General features: G+C 73.1%; 11 protein-coding genes. 9 read left to right on the top strand and 2 right to left on the bottom strand.

Annotated features, from left to right (window positions below):
• The first annotated feature begins 25 nt into the window (after positions 1-25).
• The 3 genes from AB0H75_RS24360 (at position 26) to AB0H75_RS24350 (ending at position 4364) form a co-directional block, all read left to right on the top strand.
• Complete coding sequence (locus AB0H75_RS24360) at positions 26-1618, top strand: ATP-binding protein (RefSeq protein ID WP_367799689.1); 1593 nt, start codon at positions 26-28, stop codon at positions 1616-1618.
• Positions 1615-2277 (top strand): response regulator, encoded by a 663-nt coding sequence (locus AB0H75_RS24355; RefSeq protein WP_367799687.1) that lies wholly within the window; start codon positions 1615-1617, stop codon positions 2275-2277. Before AB0H75_RS24360 ends, AB0H75_RS24355 begins: the two co-directional genes overlap by 4 nt.
• A gap of 92 nt (positions 2278-2369) precedes the next feature.
• Positions 2370-4364, top strand: a complete 1995-nt coding sequence (locus AB0H75_RS24350) for a VanW family protein (RefSeq protein ID WP_367799685.1) — start codon at positions 2370-2372, stop codon at positions 4362-4364.
• Between the two features lie 20 nt (positions 4365-4384).
• Here AB0H75_RS24350 and AB0H75_RS24345 read toward each other — a convergent pair whose 3' ends face one another.
• Positions 4385-5488, bottom strand: a complete 1104-nt coding sequence (locus AB0H75_RS24345) for a sorbosone dehydrogenase family protein (protein ID WP_367799683.1) — start codon at positions 5486-5488, stop codon at positions 4385-4387.
• Positions 5489-5526: 38 nt separating this feature from the next.
• Between AB0H75_RS24345 and AB0H75_RS24340 the strand changes: the two genes are divergently transcribed.
• The 6 genes from AB0H75_RS24340 to AB0H75_RS24315 all read left to right on the top strand — a co-directional run bounded on the left by AB0H75_RS24340 (position 5527) and on the right by AB0H75_RS24315 (position 13773).
• On the top strand, positions 5527-6435 hold the full coding sequence (locus tag AB0H75_RS24340; protein ID WP_367799681.1) for a 2-hydroxyacid dehydrogenase: 909 nt from the start codon (positions 5527-5529) through the stop codon (positions 6433-6435).
• A gap of 307 nt (positions 6436-6742) precedes the next feature.
• Positions 6743-9301 carry an EAL domain-containing protein gene (locus tag AB0H75_RS24335; protein WP_367799679.1) on the top strand — a complete coding sequence of 853 codons (2559 nt, stop codon included), beginning with the start codon at positions 6743-6745 and terminating at the stop codon, positions 9299-9301.
• A gap of 204 nt (positions 9302-9505) precedes the next feature.
• Positions 9506-11245, top strand: coding sequence for an acetolactate synthase large subunit (locus AB0H75_RS24330; protein ID WP_367799677.1), 1740 nt, complete (start codon positions 9506-9508; stop codon positions 11243-11245).
• Entirely contained in the window at positions 11238-11762 is a 525-nt protein-coding gene (gene ilvN, locus AB0H75_RS24325; protein ID WP_367799675.1) for an acetolactate synthase small subunit, read from the top strand. Before AB0H75_RS24330 ends, ilvN begins: the two co-directional genes overlap by 8 nt.
• A gap of 32 nt (positions 11763-11794) precedes the next feature.
• Positions 11795-12778, top strand: coding sequence for a ketol-acid reductoisomerase (gene ilvC / locus AB0H75_RS24320; protein WP_367799732.1), 984 nt, complete (start codon positions 11795-11797; stop codon positions 12776-12778).
• A gap of 158 nt (positions 12779-12936) precedes the next feature.
• The gene (locus AB0H75_RS24315; protein WP_367799673.1) at positions 12937-13773 is read left to right on the top strand and encodes a hypothetical protein; all 837 of its coding nucleotides are present in this window, start codon (positions 12937-12939) and stop codon (positions 13771-13773) included.
• 52 nt (positions 13774-13825) lie between these two features.
• Here AB0H75_RS24315 and AB0H75_RS24310 read toward each other — a convergent pair whose 3' ends face one another.
• Positions 13826-16225 carry a M28 family peptidase gene (locus AB0H75_RS24310; protein WP_367799671.1) on the bottom strand — a complete coding sequence of 800 codons (2400 nt, stop codon included), beginning with the start codon at positions 16223-16225 and terminating at the stop codon, positions 13826-13828.
• Between the last annotated feature and the right edge of the window lie 19 nt (positions 16226-16244).

Here is a 16244-nt window from a genome sequence, read left to right as displayed (position 1 = left end):
CATGGGTATGTGGCTCGGACGACGGGTGCGTGAGGCCCCGCTGGGGACCCAGCTCTTCGTGCTCCAGATGGTCATCGTGCTGCTCGCCACCGGCGGCACCGCCGGGGTGTGGGCGGGGCGCACCCGCCAGCAGCTCGACGCGCTGCACCAGCAGCGGGCGCTCGCCATCGCCCAGTCGGTGGCCGCGCTCCCGCAGGTCCGCGACGCCTTCAAGCGGCCCGACCCGCAGAGCGTGCTGCAACCGCTGGCGCTCGGCGTGCAGCAGGAGACCGGCGCCGACTACGTCGTCATCGCCGACGCCCAGCAGCGCCGCTACGCCCACCCCAACGCCTCGCTCATCGGCAAGCGGCTGTCCACCGACGGCACCGCGGTGCTGCGGAGCGGCCGGAGCTGGGTCGGCACCGAGACCGGCACGCTCGGCACCACGGTCCGCGGCAAGACCCCCATCCGCGACGAGTACGGCACCGTCATCGGCCTGGTCTCGGTCGGCATCCTGGAGACCACGGTCATGGGCCAGCTCGGCGCCGCCCTGCCGCCGCTGGTGTGGACGGCGCTGGCGGTCATGCTGGCCGGGCTGGCGCTGGCCGCGCTGATCACCGCCCGGGTGCGCAGGCAGACCTTCGGCCTGGAGCCCCGGGAGATCGCCGCGCTGCTGGAGCAGCGCGAGGGCGTGCTGCACGGCGTCAAGGAGGGCGTGCTCGCGCTCGACCTCGACGGCCGCGTGACGCTGGTCAACGACGCCGCCCGCGACCTGCTCGGCGAGGTCGCCGAGGGCGCGGACCTGACCCGCCTGCCGGTCTCCGAGCGCCTGCGCGACGTGCTCGGCGGCGCCGACCCCGGCGAGGACCGCATCGTCCTGCACGGCGAGCGGGTGCTGGTGCTCAACCGCACCCCGGTGTCGGTACGCGGCCGCCACCTCGGCTGGGTGGTCACCCTCAGGGACCGCACCGAGCTGGTCCGCCTGGCCCGCGAGCTGGACGACGCCAGCAGCGCCACCGGCGCCCTGCGCGCGCAGGCGCACGAGTTCGCCAACCGCATGCACACCGTCGTCGGCCTGCTGGAGCTGGGCGAGCACGAGGCCGCGATCGGCTTCATCACCCGCACCACGCGCGGCACGTACGCGACCGGCCTGCGCGAGCGCGTCCAGGACCCGACGCTGGCCGCCCTGCTGCTGGCCAAGTCCGCCGAGGCCGCCGAGCGCGGCGCCACGCTGGTGCTGTCGGAGGACTCCCGGGTGCCCGTGGGCGCGCTCGGCGACCCGCAGGACGCCGTCCTCGTCGTCGGCAACCTGGTGGCCAACGCCATCGACGCGCTCGACGGCGCGCCCGGCACGATCGAGGTGTCGGTGCGGGCCGACGCCGGCGGCCTGCGCGTGCGGGTCGGCGACTCCGGCCCCGGCATCGCCCCCGGCCTGGTGGAGGAGGTGTTCAGGGAGGGCTTCACCACGAAGGCCGCCCACTCGGGGCCGCGCGGCCTCGGCCTGGCCCTGACCCGGCAGGCGTGCCTGCGCCGGGGCGGCTGGGTACGGGTGCGCAACGCGGGCGGCGCGGTCTTCACCGCCCTGCTGCCCAGCGTCCGGGAGGGCGTCCCGGAGGCCGTCCGGGAGGGCGTCCGGTGAGCGACGTGCGCGTGCTCGTGGTGGACGACGACTTCATGGTCGCCCGCATCCACAGCGGCTACGTCGCCCGCGTGCCCGGCTTCCGGGTGGTGTCCGTGGCGCACACGGGCGCCGCCGCCCTCGCCGCCGCGGCCGAGCTGCGGCCCGACCTCGTGCTGCTCGACATCTACCTGCCCGACATGTCGGGGCTCGACGTGCTCAAGGCGCTGCACGACGCGGACGTGCTCATGATCAGCGCCGCCCGGGACGTCACCACGGTCAGGGAGGCCGTGCGCGGCGGCGCGGTCAACTACCTGATCAAGCCGTTCACCGCCGCCGCCCTGGCCGAGCGTCTCCAGCAGTACGCCGACACCCGCCGCCGCCTGACCGCCCTCGGCCCCGAGGCCCGCCAGGACGACGTGGACCGCCTCTTCGGCGCGCCGCCCTCGGCCGTACCCATGCCGAAAGGGTTGTCCGCGGCCACCTGCGCGCTGGTCGCCGATACGCTGCGGGAGGCGGGCCGCGAGTTGTCGGCGGCCGAGACCGCCGAGCTCACCGGCCTGTCGCGGGTGAGCGCCCGCCGCTACCTCGAGCACCTGTGCGCGTCGGGGCAGGCCGTGTTGCGGCCACGTTACGGAACGGCCGGGCGGCCGGAGCATCGCTACCGGTGGCTAGGTTGACACGCTTCCGTAGCCGTTTTCCGTGACATATGCGGATCCCCGTGCCTTACTGTTGCCTGAGACTTGGCTGCGGACCGGGAGGAGATTGAGGCGTGCCTAACGCCGGACCGATCGAATCACCGACCGACCCGTTCGCCTCGGTGCCCCTGCCCTCGTCGAGGGTGTCCAGGAAGCCGCGGATCGAAGGGCTGCCGCCGGGCGTCTCCCGGGACATCTTCGGCCCGCCGGAGCGCCAGGAGCCCCCGCCGGCGCAGGGCCCGGGCGCGCCGGGCGGTCCCGCCGCCGGTGCGCTGCCCCCGGTGGCGCCGCCGGCCCAGCCCTGGCCGGTCAAGGAGAAGGAGCCCGCGCCCGCCCCCGTGTTCGGGCCCGGGCCGGCCGAGCGCCCCTCCTTCGAGGGTGACGCCGACCCGCCCAGGCGGCGGCGGCTCCTGCCGGGCCTGACGCTGCTCGTGGTGGTGCTGGCCGCGCTCGCGTACGCGGTGCCCGCCGTCCTCATGTCCGGCTCGGTCCTGCGCGGCACCCACGTCGCCGGGGTGGACATCGGCGGCCTGACCGTCACCCAGGCGGCCGACAAGCTCCGCACCGAGCTGGGCGCCAAGCTCAGCAGGCCGGTCGTGGTCGAGATCGGCGACAGGAAGGACACCGTCCAGGCCGACGAGGCCGGGCTCGAACTCGACGTGGTCGCCACCATCGGGCAGGCGCCCAGCGGGTTCCCCAGCCCGCTGGAGGTGTGGCGGGGGCTGACCGGCACCACCGAGCTCCAGCCGAAGATCACCATCGACTCCTCGCAGCTCGCCCGGACCGTCGAGGGCCTGGCCGAGACCGTGGACAAGCCCGCGGTCGAGGGCCGCGTCACGTTCGCCGGGCTGGAGCCCAGGGCCCGCCGGCCCGCCGACGGCGTGCTGCTCGACCGGGACGACGCCGTACGCAGGATCGGCGAGACCTTCCTGCGCGGCGGCGGCGCCGTCGTCCTCACCCTGCGGCCCGCCAAGCCGGTCACCACCCCCGAGAGCGTGCAGGCCGCCCTGGCCAAGGCGCGCCAGGCCGTGGCCGCGCCGCTCACGCTCACCGCGGGCGGCAAGCAGGTGCAGGTCCCGCCGGCGATGATCGCCGCCAACCTGGCGTACGTGCCGGACGGCGACGGCACGCTGGTGCCCAGGTTCGACGCCACGGCGGTGCTGGAGAGCCTGGAGAGCGCCCTGGTGGACACCGCGCAGCAGCCGCGCGACGCCACGTACCAGATCGTGAACGGCAGACCGGTCCTGGTGCCCTCGCGCGTCGGGCGGGGCGTCAACGACAAGCTGCTGGCCAGGGACGCGGAGAGGGTGCTCGCCACCGGCGGCTCGCGGGTCGTCCCGGTGCGGCTCGGCACCGTCGAGCCGGCCGTCACCACCCGGCAGGTCAGCGGCCTCGGGATCAGGGAGGAGGTCGGCGCCTTCACCACCTCCTTCGACTGCTGCCAGCCGCGCGTGACGAACATCAGGCGCATGGCGCAGCAGCTCGACGGCCACCTGGTCAAGCCCGGGGCGACGTTCTCGCTCAACGAGGTGATCGGCGAGCCGACCCTGGAGGACGGGTACGTCGAGGCGGGCCAGATCGTCGGCGGCCGCATGGTCGGCATCGTCGGCGGCGGCGGCTCGCAGGTCGCCACGACCCTGTACAACGCGGCCTTCTTCGGCGGCTTCGAGGACATCGAGCACCAGCCCATGGACTACTTCGCGTCGCGCTACCCGGCCGGCCGCGACGCCGCGCTGCTCTACCCCGACACCGACCTCAAGTGGCGCAACGACTCCGAGTACGGCGTGCTCATCAAGACCGCCGTCACCGACACCTCCGTGGCGGTGACGCTGTGGAGCACCAAGCGCTACGACAAGGTCGAGGCGGTCGAGTCCGACCGGCGGGACATCACCCCGTTCCGGCGCGAGGTCAGCTCGGAGCCGGGCTGCCTGCCGACCCTCGGCCAGGAGGGCTTCACGATCGACGTCACCCGGGTGTTCCACGACGACGGCAGGATCGTCAAGCGCGATCCGAAGCTGACCACCGAGTACCGCCCCCAGGCCCAGATCACCTGCGCCGGCGGCCAGTAGCGGCTGCCGGCGCCAGAGGGTCAGGACATCCGGACGGACAGGACGCGGTCGTCGCCCGCGCGCGGCGAGCCGCGGCCGTCCTTGTTGCTGGTGCCGATCCACAGCCCGGAGCCGTCCGGGGTGGCGGTGACGGCGCGCAGGCGGCCGTAGCGACCGGTGAAGCGGGCGACCGGCTCGCCCGCGGAGCCGTCGCCGGCCAGCGGGATCTGCCACAGCCGCGCGCCGCGCAGCGCGCCCACCCAGAGCGAGCCCTCCGCGTACGCCATCCCGGAGGGGGAGGCGTCGGAGGTCGGCCAGGTGACGATCGGGTTCACGTACCGGGAGTCGTCGCCGCGCCCCTCGACCTCGGGCCAGCCGTAGTTGCCGCCCGCCTTGATCAGGTTCACCTCGTCCCAGGTGTTCTGGCCGAACTCGCTGGCGTACAGGCGGCCCTGCTCGTCCCACGCCAGGCCCTGGACGTTGCGGTGGCCGTAGCTGTAGACGAGCGTGCCGAACGGGTTGCCGGGGGCGGGCGCGCCGTCGGTGGTCAGGCGCAGGATCTTGCCGGCCAGCGAGTCGCGGTCCTGCGCGAGGGGGCGGTCGCCGGTCTCGCCGGTGGTGGCGTAGAGGTAGCCGTCCGGGCCGAGGGCGAGGCGGCCGCCGTTGTGGATGCCGCCCTTGGGGATGCCCTGGACGAGCACCTTCGCCTGGCCGAGCCGGTCGCCGTCGAAGGCGTAGCGGACGACGCGGTTGTCCTGCTCGGCGGTGTAGTAGAGGAAGACCTGGCGGTCCTTGACGGCCACGCCCATCAGGCCGCCCTCGCCGTCGGGGCGCGCCTCGGCGATCCTCGCCACCTCCTTGACCCGGCCGGACGGGCTCACCCGCAGCAGCCTGGCGGAGTCCCGCTCGGTCACCAGCGCGTCGCCGCCCGGCAGGAACGCGATCGCCCACGGCACGGCCAGCCCGGTGGCGACGTCCTGCGGCTCGCCGGGGCGGGCGGCGGTGGCGGTGCCGGCGGGGCTGCCGGGCGTGCCCGCGGGGGTGCCCGTGGCGGGCGGGGCCGGTGCGGTGGCGCCGGGCTCCGGCGCGCCGGGAGAGCAGGCGGTCAGCGTGGCCAGGAGCACGATCGTCCAGAGCTTCCTCATGTGTTCCATACTGACCCGTGAGTCGTAGGGTTCTCCGCATGAAGACCTGGGTTCCGTCCGATGCGGTGGCCGATGTCCTGTCCGACATGCCTGGTGTGGAATGCGCTGTCTATGACGGCACGACCCCCGAGCCGGAAGGCATCGGGGAGGTGGAGGTCTGGGTCCCGCCGCTCATCCCGGTGCCCGACGTGCCCGGCACGCTGGCCAGGATGACCTCGCTGCGGCTGGTGCAGACCGTCACCGCGGGCGTGGAGCCGTACCGGCCGCACCTGCCCGAGGGCGCGACGCTGTGCAACGCGCGCGGCGTCCACGACGCCGGCACCGCCGAGTGGGCCGTCGGCGCGATGATCGCGGTGCTGCGCGAGTTTCCCGAGTTCACCGACGCCCAGCGCAGGGGCGAGTGGGCCTACCGCCACACCGCCGTGCTGGCCGACTCCACGGTGCTGATCGTCGGCTACGGCTCCATCGGCGCGGCGCTCGAACGCCGGCTGGAGGGCTTCGAGGTGGAGGTCGTCCGGGTGGCGCGCACCGCCCGCGAGGGCGTGCACGGCCTGGCCGAGCTGCCCGCCCTGCTGCCGCGGGCCGACGTCGTGGTGCTGCTCGTCCCCGCCACCCCTGACACGGCGGGCATGGTGGACGCCGCGTTCCTGGGCCGGATGCGGGACGGCGCCGTGCTGGTCAACGCCGCCAGGGGCGGCATCGTCGACACCGACGCCCTGATCGCCGAGCTGAAAACGGGTAGGCTACGCGCCGCACTGGATGTGACGGCGCCCGAGCCGCTGCCCGAGGGCCACCCCCTGTGGAGCGCGCCGGGCGTGCTGATCACCCCGCACGTGGCGGGCAGCACCCCCGCGTCGGGGCGGCGGATGCTGCGCCTGATCAAGGCCCAGCTCTCGCGTTACCTGGCGGGCCAGGAGCTGCGCAACGTCATCACGGACTCCTACTGAAGGGACCCGTACTGAGAGGATTCCGGAACGTGGCTGGTCCGTGACCTGTGGTGCGTACGGTTACGTTTGCAGGGGATTCCTGACTCGCTGTCAAGGATCTCTTGGCGGCAATGGGTCTGTGTGGTTATCAGATCGGTGACGACATCGGCGTTGTCACCACCCGCGCGTCCGTGACCGCTCACACTGGCGAGGTGATCGCCGGACTTCGGCGGTCGCGGGTGCAGAGTTCGAGACGGGATGGGCAACGACTGTGATCCGCTGGCGTGATCCACGTGCGCCACTGACCGCCGCGGTCGCGGCAGGCGCGGTGGTGCTCGCTGCCGCGTTCCTGAACGACGAGCAGGCGCTCATCGCCGGAGCGATCGTCGGAGGGGTGGCGGCGCTGGCCGCCGCGGCCTTCCTGCTGCTCGCCTCGCTGGGATCGGGCGGGCACCGCCCCACCGCCATGGGCGCGCGCTGGATGGGCGGCGGCGCCGTCATCTGGGGCGCGGGGCTGGCGCTGCGCCCGTTCGCCGGAAGCTTCGTCGCCGGCTTCGCCGATCTGTTCCTGCTGCTCGGTACCGTGGTCACCGCGGGCGGCGCGCTGATCGCCGCCGACCGCAAGCTGCCCGCCAGGACGGTTTTACGGCACATCACCGACGCCTACCTGTGCGCGGCCTCGCTCTTCCTGGTCGGCTGGGTGGTGCAGCTGCGCCACGTGTACGAGGCCGCGGCCGACCCGCCGACCTTCACCCTCGTCATGCTGCCGCCGATGATCGGCCTGCTGGTGACCTGCGCCGTGCTGCCGTCGGTGGCCACCAGCAGGTCGCCGGCGTGGACGCTGGGCCTGGCGGGCGCGGTCACCCTGGTCGCGATGACGGTGACGGGCGTGTCCATCGCCGTGGCGCGCCTCGACGGCGGCCTGCCGCCGGTCTGGGCCGTGCTGCTGGCGCCGGTGGCGTTCCTGCTGCTGTCCGGCGTGCCCTGGTTCCAGTGGCCCGGCCCGATGGGCGGCGCGGTGGCCAGGAACCTGGTCGCGATGGTCCCGCTGGCGCTGGTCGCCGTGGCCGCGGTCACGATGCTGGCCCACGTGGGCGGCGGGCACGCCGAGAAGCCCGTGGCCGGCGTCGTGGTGATCGCGGTCAGCGTCGTGCTGCTCCTGCTGGTACGGCTGTTCGTGGTGTCGGCGACCAACGTACGCATGCGCGGCCTGGTCCGGCTCGGCGAGCGGCAGCTCAGGGAGCTGGCCGAGAGCACCGGCGACGTGGTGTTCCTGTGCGACTACCAGGGCGTGGTCCGCGAGATCGGCGCCGGCGTCGAGGTCACCTACGGCTACCCGCCCGAGGACCTGGTCGGCGGGTCGATCTTCGACTACATCCATCCCGAGGACGTCCCCGGCATCCAGGCCGCGCTGCGTGCCATGGGCCTAGACGAGGAGCACACCACCCCGGGCGCCTGCCTCATCGCCTGCCGGGTACGCGCCGCCGACGGCACCTGGCGGCCCACCGAGTCCGTCGCCACCCGCCACATCGGCGGCGACGAGCTGATGCTGGTCACCACCAGGGACGTCAGCGACGAGGAGGCCCTGCGCAACCAGGTCGCCCACCTCACCTTCCACGACGGCGTCACCGGCCTGCCCAACCGCGCCTACTTCGAGGAGCGCACCCGCGAGGTGCTGTCCGGCCGCATGGCGGGCAACGTCGCGGTGATCTTCCTCGACCTCGACGGGTTCACCTCGGTCAACGACTCCGTCGGCCACGCCAGCGGCGACTACCTGCTGGGCCAGGCGGCCCGGCGGCTGCGCGGGGCCGTACGCGCCGACGACACGCTGGCCCGCTGGGGCGGCGACGAGTTCGCGGTGCTGGTGGAGACCGGCGGCGAGGCGCAGGTCGCGGTCGACCTGGCCGAGCGGCTGGTCCGCGCGGTCTCGCAGGAGCCCTTCCGCGTCGCCGACCGCGACGTCGCGCTCACCGCGAGCGTCGGCGTGGCCTTCGCCGAGGACGACATGCCCGCCGGCGACCTCATCCGCAACGCCGACGTGGCGATGGCCCGCTCGAAGGAGCTGGGCGGGCGGCGCGTGGAGGTGTTCGCCGCGCAGATGCACGCCGACGTCGTCCGCCGGCTGGAGCTGGCCGCCGACCTGCAACGGGCGCTCATCGAGCACCAGTTCGCGATCGAGTACCAGCCCGTGGTGGACCTGGCCACCTCGCGCGTCACCGCCGTCGAGGCGCTGGTGCGGTGGTGGCGGGGGTCGGTGTTCGTGCCGCCCGAGCAGTTCCTCGGCCCGGCCGAGGACACCGGCCTGATCGTGCCGCTCGGCGAGTGGATCCTGCGCGAGGCGTGCCGCGAGGTCGCCGCCTGGCGGGCCTCGTCCTGGGACATCGGGCTGTCGCTCAACCTGTCGGCGCGCCAGATCACCGCGCCCCGCTTCGTCGAGACGGTCGAGGAGGCGCTGGCCGAGAGCGGGCTGCCCGCCTCGGCGCTGACGCTCGAAGTGATCGAGGAGATGCTCGTCGAGGACGCCGAGGAGACGATCAAGCGGCTGTCGGAGCTGCGCGCCCTCGGCGTGCGCCTGGCCATCGACGACTTCGGCACCGGCTACGCCTCGCTGGCCTTCCTGCGGCAGCTCCCCGTCGACATGATCAAGATCGATCCTTCGTTCGTGGCGGGGCTGGGCACCGACGACACGCTGACGCTGCTCACGCGGACGATCGTGCGGCTCGGCCACGACCTCGGGCTGATCGTGGTGGCCGAGGGCATCGAGCGTCCCGAGCAGCTCGAACTCCTGCGGGAGATGGGCTGCACGCGCGGCCAGGGCTTCCTCGTGGCCCGGCCGATGGCGGCGCGCGGCGTCGACTCGTTGATGCGGACAAGTCTCACTGTTTGAGACTTGTGTCCACCAAGTTGACACCGGGGCGTTCCGAGCGGCTATCGTGGACGCCATGCTTCGCAGTGAGATTCTCGTAGTACTTCGCCGGCGCGCAGGCCGATAGCGAAGCACGACGACCTGCGCGCCGCCCCAGTCCCGCCATCCCGGTGGGAAGGGGCATTTTTTATGTCCTAAGCGAGTAGCCACGCAAGGAACGAGCCGATGACCGAACGCATGACAGGTGCACAGGCCCTGGTCAGGGCACTGGAGCACGTGGGGGTCGACACCGTGTTCGGGATCCCCGGCGGGGCCATCCTGCCCGCCTACGATCCCCTCTACGACTCGGTCAAGGTGCGGCACGTGCTTGTACGGCACGAGCAGGGCGCCGGGCACGCGGCCGAGGGGTACGCGCAGGCCACGGGCAAGGTGGGCGTGTGCATGGCCACCAGCGGCCCCGGCGCGACCAACCTGGTGACGCCTTTGGCCGACGCCTTCATGGACTCGGTGCCGATCGTGGCGATCACCGGGCAGGTGGCCGCGCCGATGATCGGCACGGACGCCTTCCAGGAGGCCGACATCTCCGGCATCACCATGCCGATCACCAAGCACAACTTCCTGGTGACCGACGCCGGCGACATCGCCCGCACGATCATGGAGGCGTTCCACATCGCCTCGACCGGCCGGCCCGGCCCGGTGCTCGTGGACATCTCCAAGGACGCGTTGCAGTCCGAGACCACCTTCGCCTGGCCGCCGGTCATGCAGTTGCCCGGCTACCGCCCGGTGACGCGCCCGCACTCCAAGCAGATCCGCGAGGCCGCCAAGCTGATCGCCGAGGCCCGCCGCCCGGTCCTGTACGTCGGCGGCGGCGTCCACAAGGCGCGTGCCTCGGCCGAGCTGCTGCAACTGGCCGAGCTGACCGGCATCCCGGTCGTGACGACCCTGATGGCCCGGGGCACCTTCCCCGACGGCCACCCGCAGCACATGGGCATGCCGGGCATGCACGGCAGCGTCGCCGCCGTCGGCGCGCTGCAGAAGTCCGACCTGCTCATCGGCCTGGGCGTGCGCTTCGACGACCGGGTGACCGGCGACCTGGCGACGTTCGCGCCGTACGCGAAGGTCGTCCACGCGGACATCGACCCCGCCGAGATCTCCAAGAACCGCCACGCCGACGTGCCGATCGTCGGCGACTGCAAGGAGGTCCTCACCGACCTCATCGCCGCCGTCCAGGCCGGCGGGCAGAAGGGCGACTACGACGACTGGTGGCGGCTGCTCAACGGCTACAAGAAGACCTACCCGCTGGGCTACGAGCCGTTCGAGGACGGCTCGCTGGCCCCGCAGTACGTGATGGAGCGGCTGAGCAGCATCGTCGGCCCCGACGCCTACTACGTGGCCGGCGTCGGCCAGCACCAGATGTGGGCCTCGCAGTTCATCAGCTACGAGAACCCCGGCACGTTCATCAACTCCGGCGGCCTCGGCACGATGGGCTTCGCCGTCCCGGCCGCGATGGGCGCCAAGATGGGCCGCCCCGACAGCACGGTGTGGGCCATCGACGGCGACGGCTGCTTCCAGATGACCAACCAGGAGCTGGCCACCTGCGCCCTGGAGGGCGTGCCGATCAAGGTCGCCGTCATCAACAACGGCAACCTCGGCATGGTCCGCCAGTGGCAGACGCTCTTCTACGACCAGCGTTACTCCAACACCAACCTCCAGGCGACGCGCCGGATCCCCGACTTCGTCAAACTGGCCGACGCCTATGGTTGTGTTGGTCTGCGATGCGAGCGTCCGGAGGACGTGGACGCCGTCATCAAGAAGGCCATGGAGATCAACGACGTGCCCGTCGTGGTCGACTTCGTCGTCCACCAGGACGCGATGGTCTGGCCCATGGTCGCGGCGGGCACCAGCAACGACGACATCAAGATCGCCCGGGACATGGCGCCGAGGTGGGAGAACGAAGATGAGTAGGCACACGCTGTCGGTGCTTGTCGAGAACAAGCCGGGTGTCCTGGCGCGCGTGTCCGCGTTGTTCAGCCGGCGGGGCTTCAACATCGACTCGCTGGCCGTGGGGCCCACCGAGCACGACGACATCTCGCGCATGACGATCGTGGTGAGCGTGGAGGAGCTGCCGCTGGAGCAGGTCACCAAGCAGCTCAACAAGCTGGTGAACGTGCTGAAGATCGTCGAGCTCGACACCTCGCAGTCCGTGCAGCGCGAGCTGATGCTCATCAAGGTCAAGGCCGACGCCGAGAGCCGCTCGCACGTGCTGGAGCTCGTCCAGCTCTTCCGGGCCCGCTGCGTGGACGTGGCGGCCGACGCGGTGACCATCGAGGTCACCGGCACCCCCGACAAGCTTGAGGCGTTCGTCAAGGTCCTCGAGCCGTTCGGGATCAAAGAACTCGTCCAGTCGGGCATGGTGGCCATCGGCCGCGGTGCCCGTTCCATCACCGACCGGTCCCTCAGGGCACTGGACCGTACCGCCTAATCCGCCTGAAAGGTTTTGAGCACGTGACCGAGATCTACTACGACGACCAGGCCGACCTGTCGATCATCCAGGGGCGCCACGTGGCCGTGCTGGGGTACGGCAGCCAGGGCCACGCCCACGCGCTCTCCCTGCGCGACAGCGGCGTCGACGTGCGCGTCGGCCTGCCCGAGGGCTCCAAGAGCCGCGAGAAGGCGGAGAACGACGGGCTGCGCGTCGTCACCCCGGCCGAGGCCGTCGAGGAGGCCAACCTCACGATGATCCTCGCGCCGGACCACGTCCAGCGCGACCTGTACGCCCAGCACGTGGCCCCCAACCTGGTCGAGGGCGACGCCCTCTTCTTCGGCCACGGCCTCAACATCCGCTACGGCCTCATCGAGGCCCCCGAGGGCGTGGACGTCTGCATGGTCGCCCCCAAGGGCCCCGGCCACCTGGTGCGCCGCCAGTTCGAGGCGGGCCGCGGCGTGCCCGTGCTCGTCGCCGTCGAGAAGGACGCCTCCGGCAAGGCCCTCGACCTGGCGCTGTCGTACGCCAAGGGCATCGGCGGCACCCGCGCCGGCGCGCTGCGCACCACGTTCAAGGAGGAGACGGAGACCGACCTGTTCGGCGAGCAGGCCGTGCTCTGCGGCGGCGTGTCCGAGCTGATCAAGGCCGGCTTCGACACCCTCATCGAGGCGGGCTACCAGCCCGAGGTCGCCTACTTCGAGTGCCTGCACGAGATGAAGCTCATCGTGGACCTCATGTACGAGGGCGGCATCTCCAAGATGTACTGGTCGGTCTCCGACACCGCCGAGTACGGCGGCTACACCCGCGGCCCGCGCGTGGTCACCGAGGAGACCCGGCAGGAGATGCGCCGCATCCTGGGCGAGATCCAGGACGGCGCGTTCGCGCGCGAGCTGGTCGAGGAGTTCGACAGCGGCCAGAAGAAGTTCCAGCAGTACCGCGAGGAGCTGTCCGAGGACGCCATCGAAAAGACGGGCGCCAAGCTGCGCCCGATGATGAGCTGGCTCAAGGGCTGATCCACCGGACGCGGGCGGGTGCCGCCCCACCCGCCCGCGCCCGTTCGCCGGGCCTCGCCGCACCGAGCCGGCCCGGCGGCCGACTTGACTGATGATCTTAGATGCACCAGATTGTTCGGGTCCTTCCGGAGCATCCCCCCTCAAGGAACCAAGAACCCATGAAGCGAACCATCGTCGGTGTCGCCGTGGTCGCCGGCGCGTTGCAGCTCGCCGCCGCGCCCGCGCAGGCGGCGCCGAAGATCGATCCGGTGCAGGCCCTCACGGCCGAGCTGGCGCCGGGCAAGGGCGTCAACGTGCAGGCCACGGCGAAGGTGACGTACGCGGACGGCGGGTACATCACCTCGGCGCTCGACGGCACCGTCGAGTTCGACGCGCGCGGCGCGCGGGCCGCCGACACCAGCCAGAACCTGCGCTACAGCGAGAAGCTGCTCGCCAAGATGACGAAGGTGAGCCCCGAGGAGACCGAGGCGCTGCAGCAGTCGCCGGTCCGGGTGCTCTCCTCCGGCGCGACCAGCTACGTCTCCGGCGCGGTGGTCGAGGACGCCCTGCCGGAGGGGACGAGCTGGGTGCGGTACGGCCGCACCGACGTGCCGTCCGGCAACCTGGTGCTCGACGTCTTCGAGCCCGCCACGCTCAAGGCGCTCATGAAGCACCGCTCGTCCTGGAGCGGCGGCGTCGTGAAGGGCTCGATCAAGCCGCGCGAGCTGGCGAAGGTCTCCGACTCCTTCGTGGCCCGCTACGGGGCGGGGTGGAAGAAGAGCCGCGCCGGCAAGGTCACCTACGCGTTGCACCTCAGCCCCGGCGGCCTGGTCGAGCGGGTGTGGGCGAGGGGCGAGCTGCCCTACGCCAAGAGCCCGCTGAAGGTCGAGTCGGACACCCGCTACACCGAATGGGGCCGCCAGATCACGGTCCTGCTGCCGCTGCGCGGCGAGGTCATCGACCAGCCGGAGGTCAAGGACGAGGCGCCGACGCAGGTGCCCGCCCTCTGGAGCTGACCGCCGGCCCGCCCCCCGGCCGTTCGGTCCGGGGGCGGGGGCCACGGCGCCGTCACGCGAGCGGGCCGGCCACCGTGTAGGTGCGGGTCACCGCGACCAGCTCGCCGTCCTCCCGGGTGGCGGGCACCAGCTCGGCCGGCCTCGGGACGAAGCCCGGCACCGCGGCCGGCCCGTCGCTCTCGCCGATGGCGGTGAGCCGGACCGGGCCCTGCTCCGGCAGGCGCACGGTGATGCGGGCTCCCCCGGCGGGCAGGCCGCGGAAGCGGATCTCCGCGGGCCAGGTGCCGGTACGGGTGCCGCCGACGGGCACGCTCGCCGACCCGAACCGGCCGGCCGCGGCTGTGACGTGGGTGATCGGCCGGTCGAGCCGCAGCGTCACCGAGCGCGCGCCCTTGCCGGCGCTCACGCGCAGGTCGAGCGTGCCCCGGTCGCGGGACAGGACGGTGACCCGCGGGCCGTCAGCGGTGATCGCCGGCGCGGGGCCGGTCCACAGGGCGCCCCGGGCGTACCCGGCGGGCAGCGCGGAGGTGTCGTGGCCGGACACGTACCGCCGGGTCCACGCGGGCGGGTCGGCGTCGGCGCTGACCCAGTGGGCGGTGCGGGTGCGGGCGTCCATGACGTACGCCAGGTGCGTACGTCCCGGGCGGCCGGGGGCGAAGCCGTCCGTCACGAGCCCGGTGGCGACCAGCCCCGCCACGAGGAGCAGGGCCGTCAGGGACCCGGCGAGGACGGCGGCGCGGCGCGACCGGCCGGGCCGGACGCTGGGCTCCGCGCCGGGGCCGGTCTCGGGACGGGCGCCGAGCCCGGCTTCGGGGCTGGTGCCGGGACGGGGCAGGAACAGCTCCGCGACCGGTGTCAGGGTCAGCCCGAACAGTGCCAGCACCACGGCGCTCGCCCCGCCGAGCGCCAGCCCCATGCCGTCGAAGACGTCCCCGGCCAGGGCCGGCAGCAGCATGGCGGCCGTGACGGGGCCCAGCATCGCCACGACCGGCCGGGCGAGGGCGGGCGTGCGCGGCACGGCGGCGGCCAGGCAGCCGAGCGCGCCCGCCAGCGCCGGCAGCGCGAACAGGAAGGACGCGCCGGGCGCGGCCTGGGCGCACAGCACGCCCAGCCCGGCCGGCCAGGCCAGCGCGCCCACGGTGAGAGCCGCAGGGCCGAGCCGGCGCCGCAGCGACAGGTACCAGCCGAGCACCGCCAGCGCGCACAGCAGCGCGACCGCCGCCTGGTAAGGACGCGGGCGGTGCAGCAGCCCGCCCATCAGGTCGTAGGCCGGCCGCCAGGCCACCAGCAGCGCCCACAGCCCCTGCGCCGGCGCCGCCGACGCCAGCAGCGGCACCACGGCCGAGACCGCCGCCACCAGCAGCCGGGGCAGGCTCAGCAGCCGCCGGACGCGGGCCAGCGCCGCCAGACCGGCCACCGCGGCGACGGCCAGCACCGCCAGCGGCCACACCAGCCCGCCCGAGTACGTGATCATGGTGCCGAGCGCGCGGAAGTAGGTGACGTCGTGGTCGGCGGCCATCGTCCGCAGGTCGGCTCCGCCGAGGGCGCGGGCCAGGGCCAGCATGTTGGTGCCGTGGTGCTGGAGGCTGCCCGGGTCGAGGTTGGCGATGGAGTCGCCGGCGGTGTGGTAGTGCGAGGAGCGCTGGATGTAGGCGAAGTTCATGCCCGCGAAGCCGGCCGCGGTCAGCGGGGTGAAGTCCGTGTTGTTGGGCAGCAGCCGGTACAGCTCCACCATCGCGGAGTGGCCGCGCGGCGCGGGCACGGCGCCGGTGAAGGTCTCGACCAGGCGGGCGTTGCCGGGGGAGGTCTCGAACATCAGCGAGGGGCCGCCGACCCCGCGTGCCTCCCAGTTCAGCAGCACGCCGCCGGCCCTGCCCAGGGGGTGCTCGCGGACGAAGGACTCGGCGCCGAGCACGCCGTCCTCCTCGCCGTCCGACATGAGCAGCACGATGTCGTTGCGCGGGGCGGGCCCGGCGCGCAGGGCCCGGACGGTCTCGATCATGGCGGCCACGGCGGCGCCGTCGTCGGAGGCGCCCGGCCCCATGGCCGCGGAGTCGTAGTGGGCGGCGATGAGCACGGTGCCGGTGGAGGCCGTTCCCGGCAGCCGGGCGACGATGTTGTCCACCTGGCCGAACGTCGCCAGCCCCGCCGAGGACCGGGCGCCGACCGAGCGCTGGACCTCGACCTGGAGCCCCGCCGCGCGTAGCCGCCCGGCCAGGTAGTCCCGGGCGCGCTCGCTCGCCGGGCTGCCGATGGGCCGCGGTTCGGTGGCGAACCTCTTCAGGTGGACGAGCGCGCGCCCGGCGCTGAACTGCCCGCCCGGGGCGCCGGCCGGCAGGGGCTGCATGGTGCTGTCGGCCATGGCGGTCAGCATGATCACCGCGAACAGGGCGAGCAGGGCCGCCACCGCGGCCGGCCACCGCCGCCGGACGTCGAACAACTTTCCGATCATGACCGGGAACGGTAGGCCG

Source organism: Nonomuraea sp. NPDC050783, from assembly GCF_040802095.1.
In the GTDB taxonomy this organism is placed as follows: domain Bacteria; phylum Actinomycetota; class Actinomycetes; order Streptosporangiales; family Streptosporangiaceae; genus Nonomuraea.
Note: the sequence above shows the minus strand (reverse complement) of the source record. Positions and strands in the feature narration are given on the sequence as shown.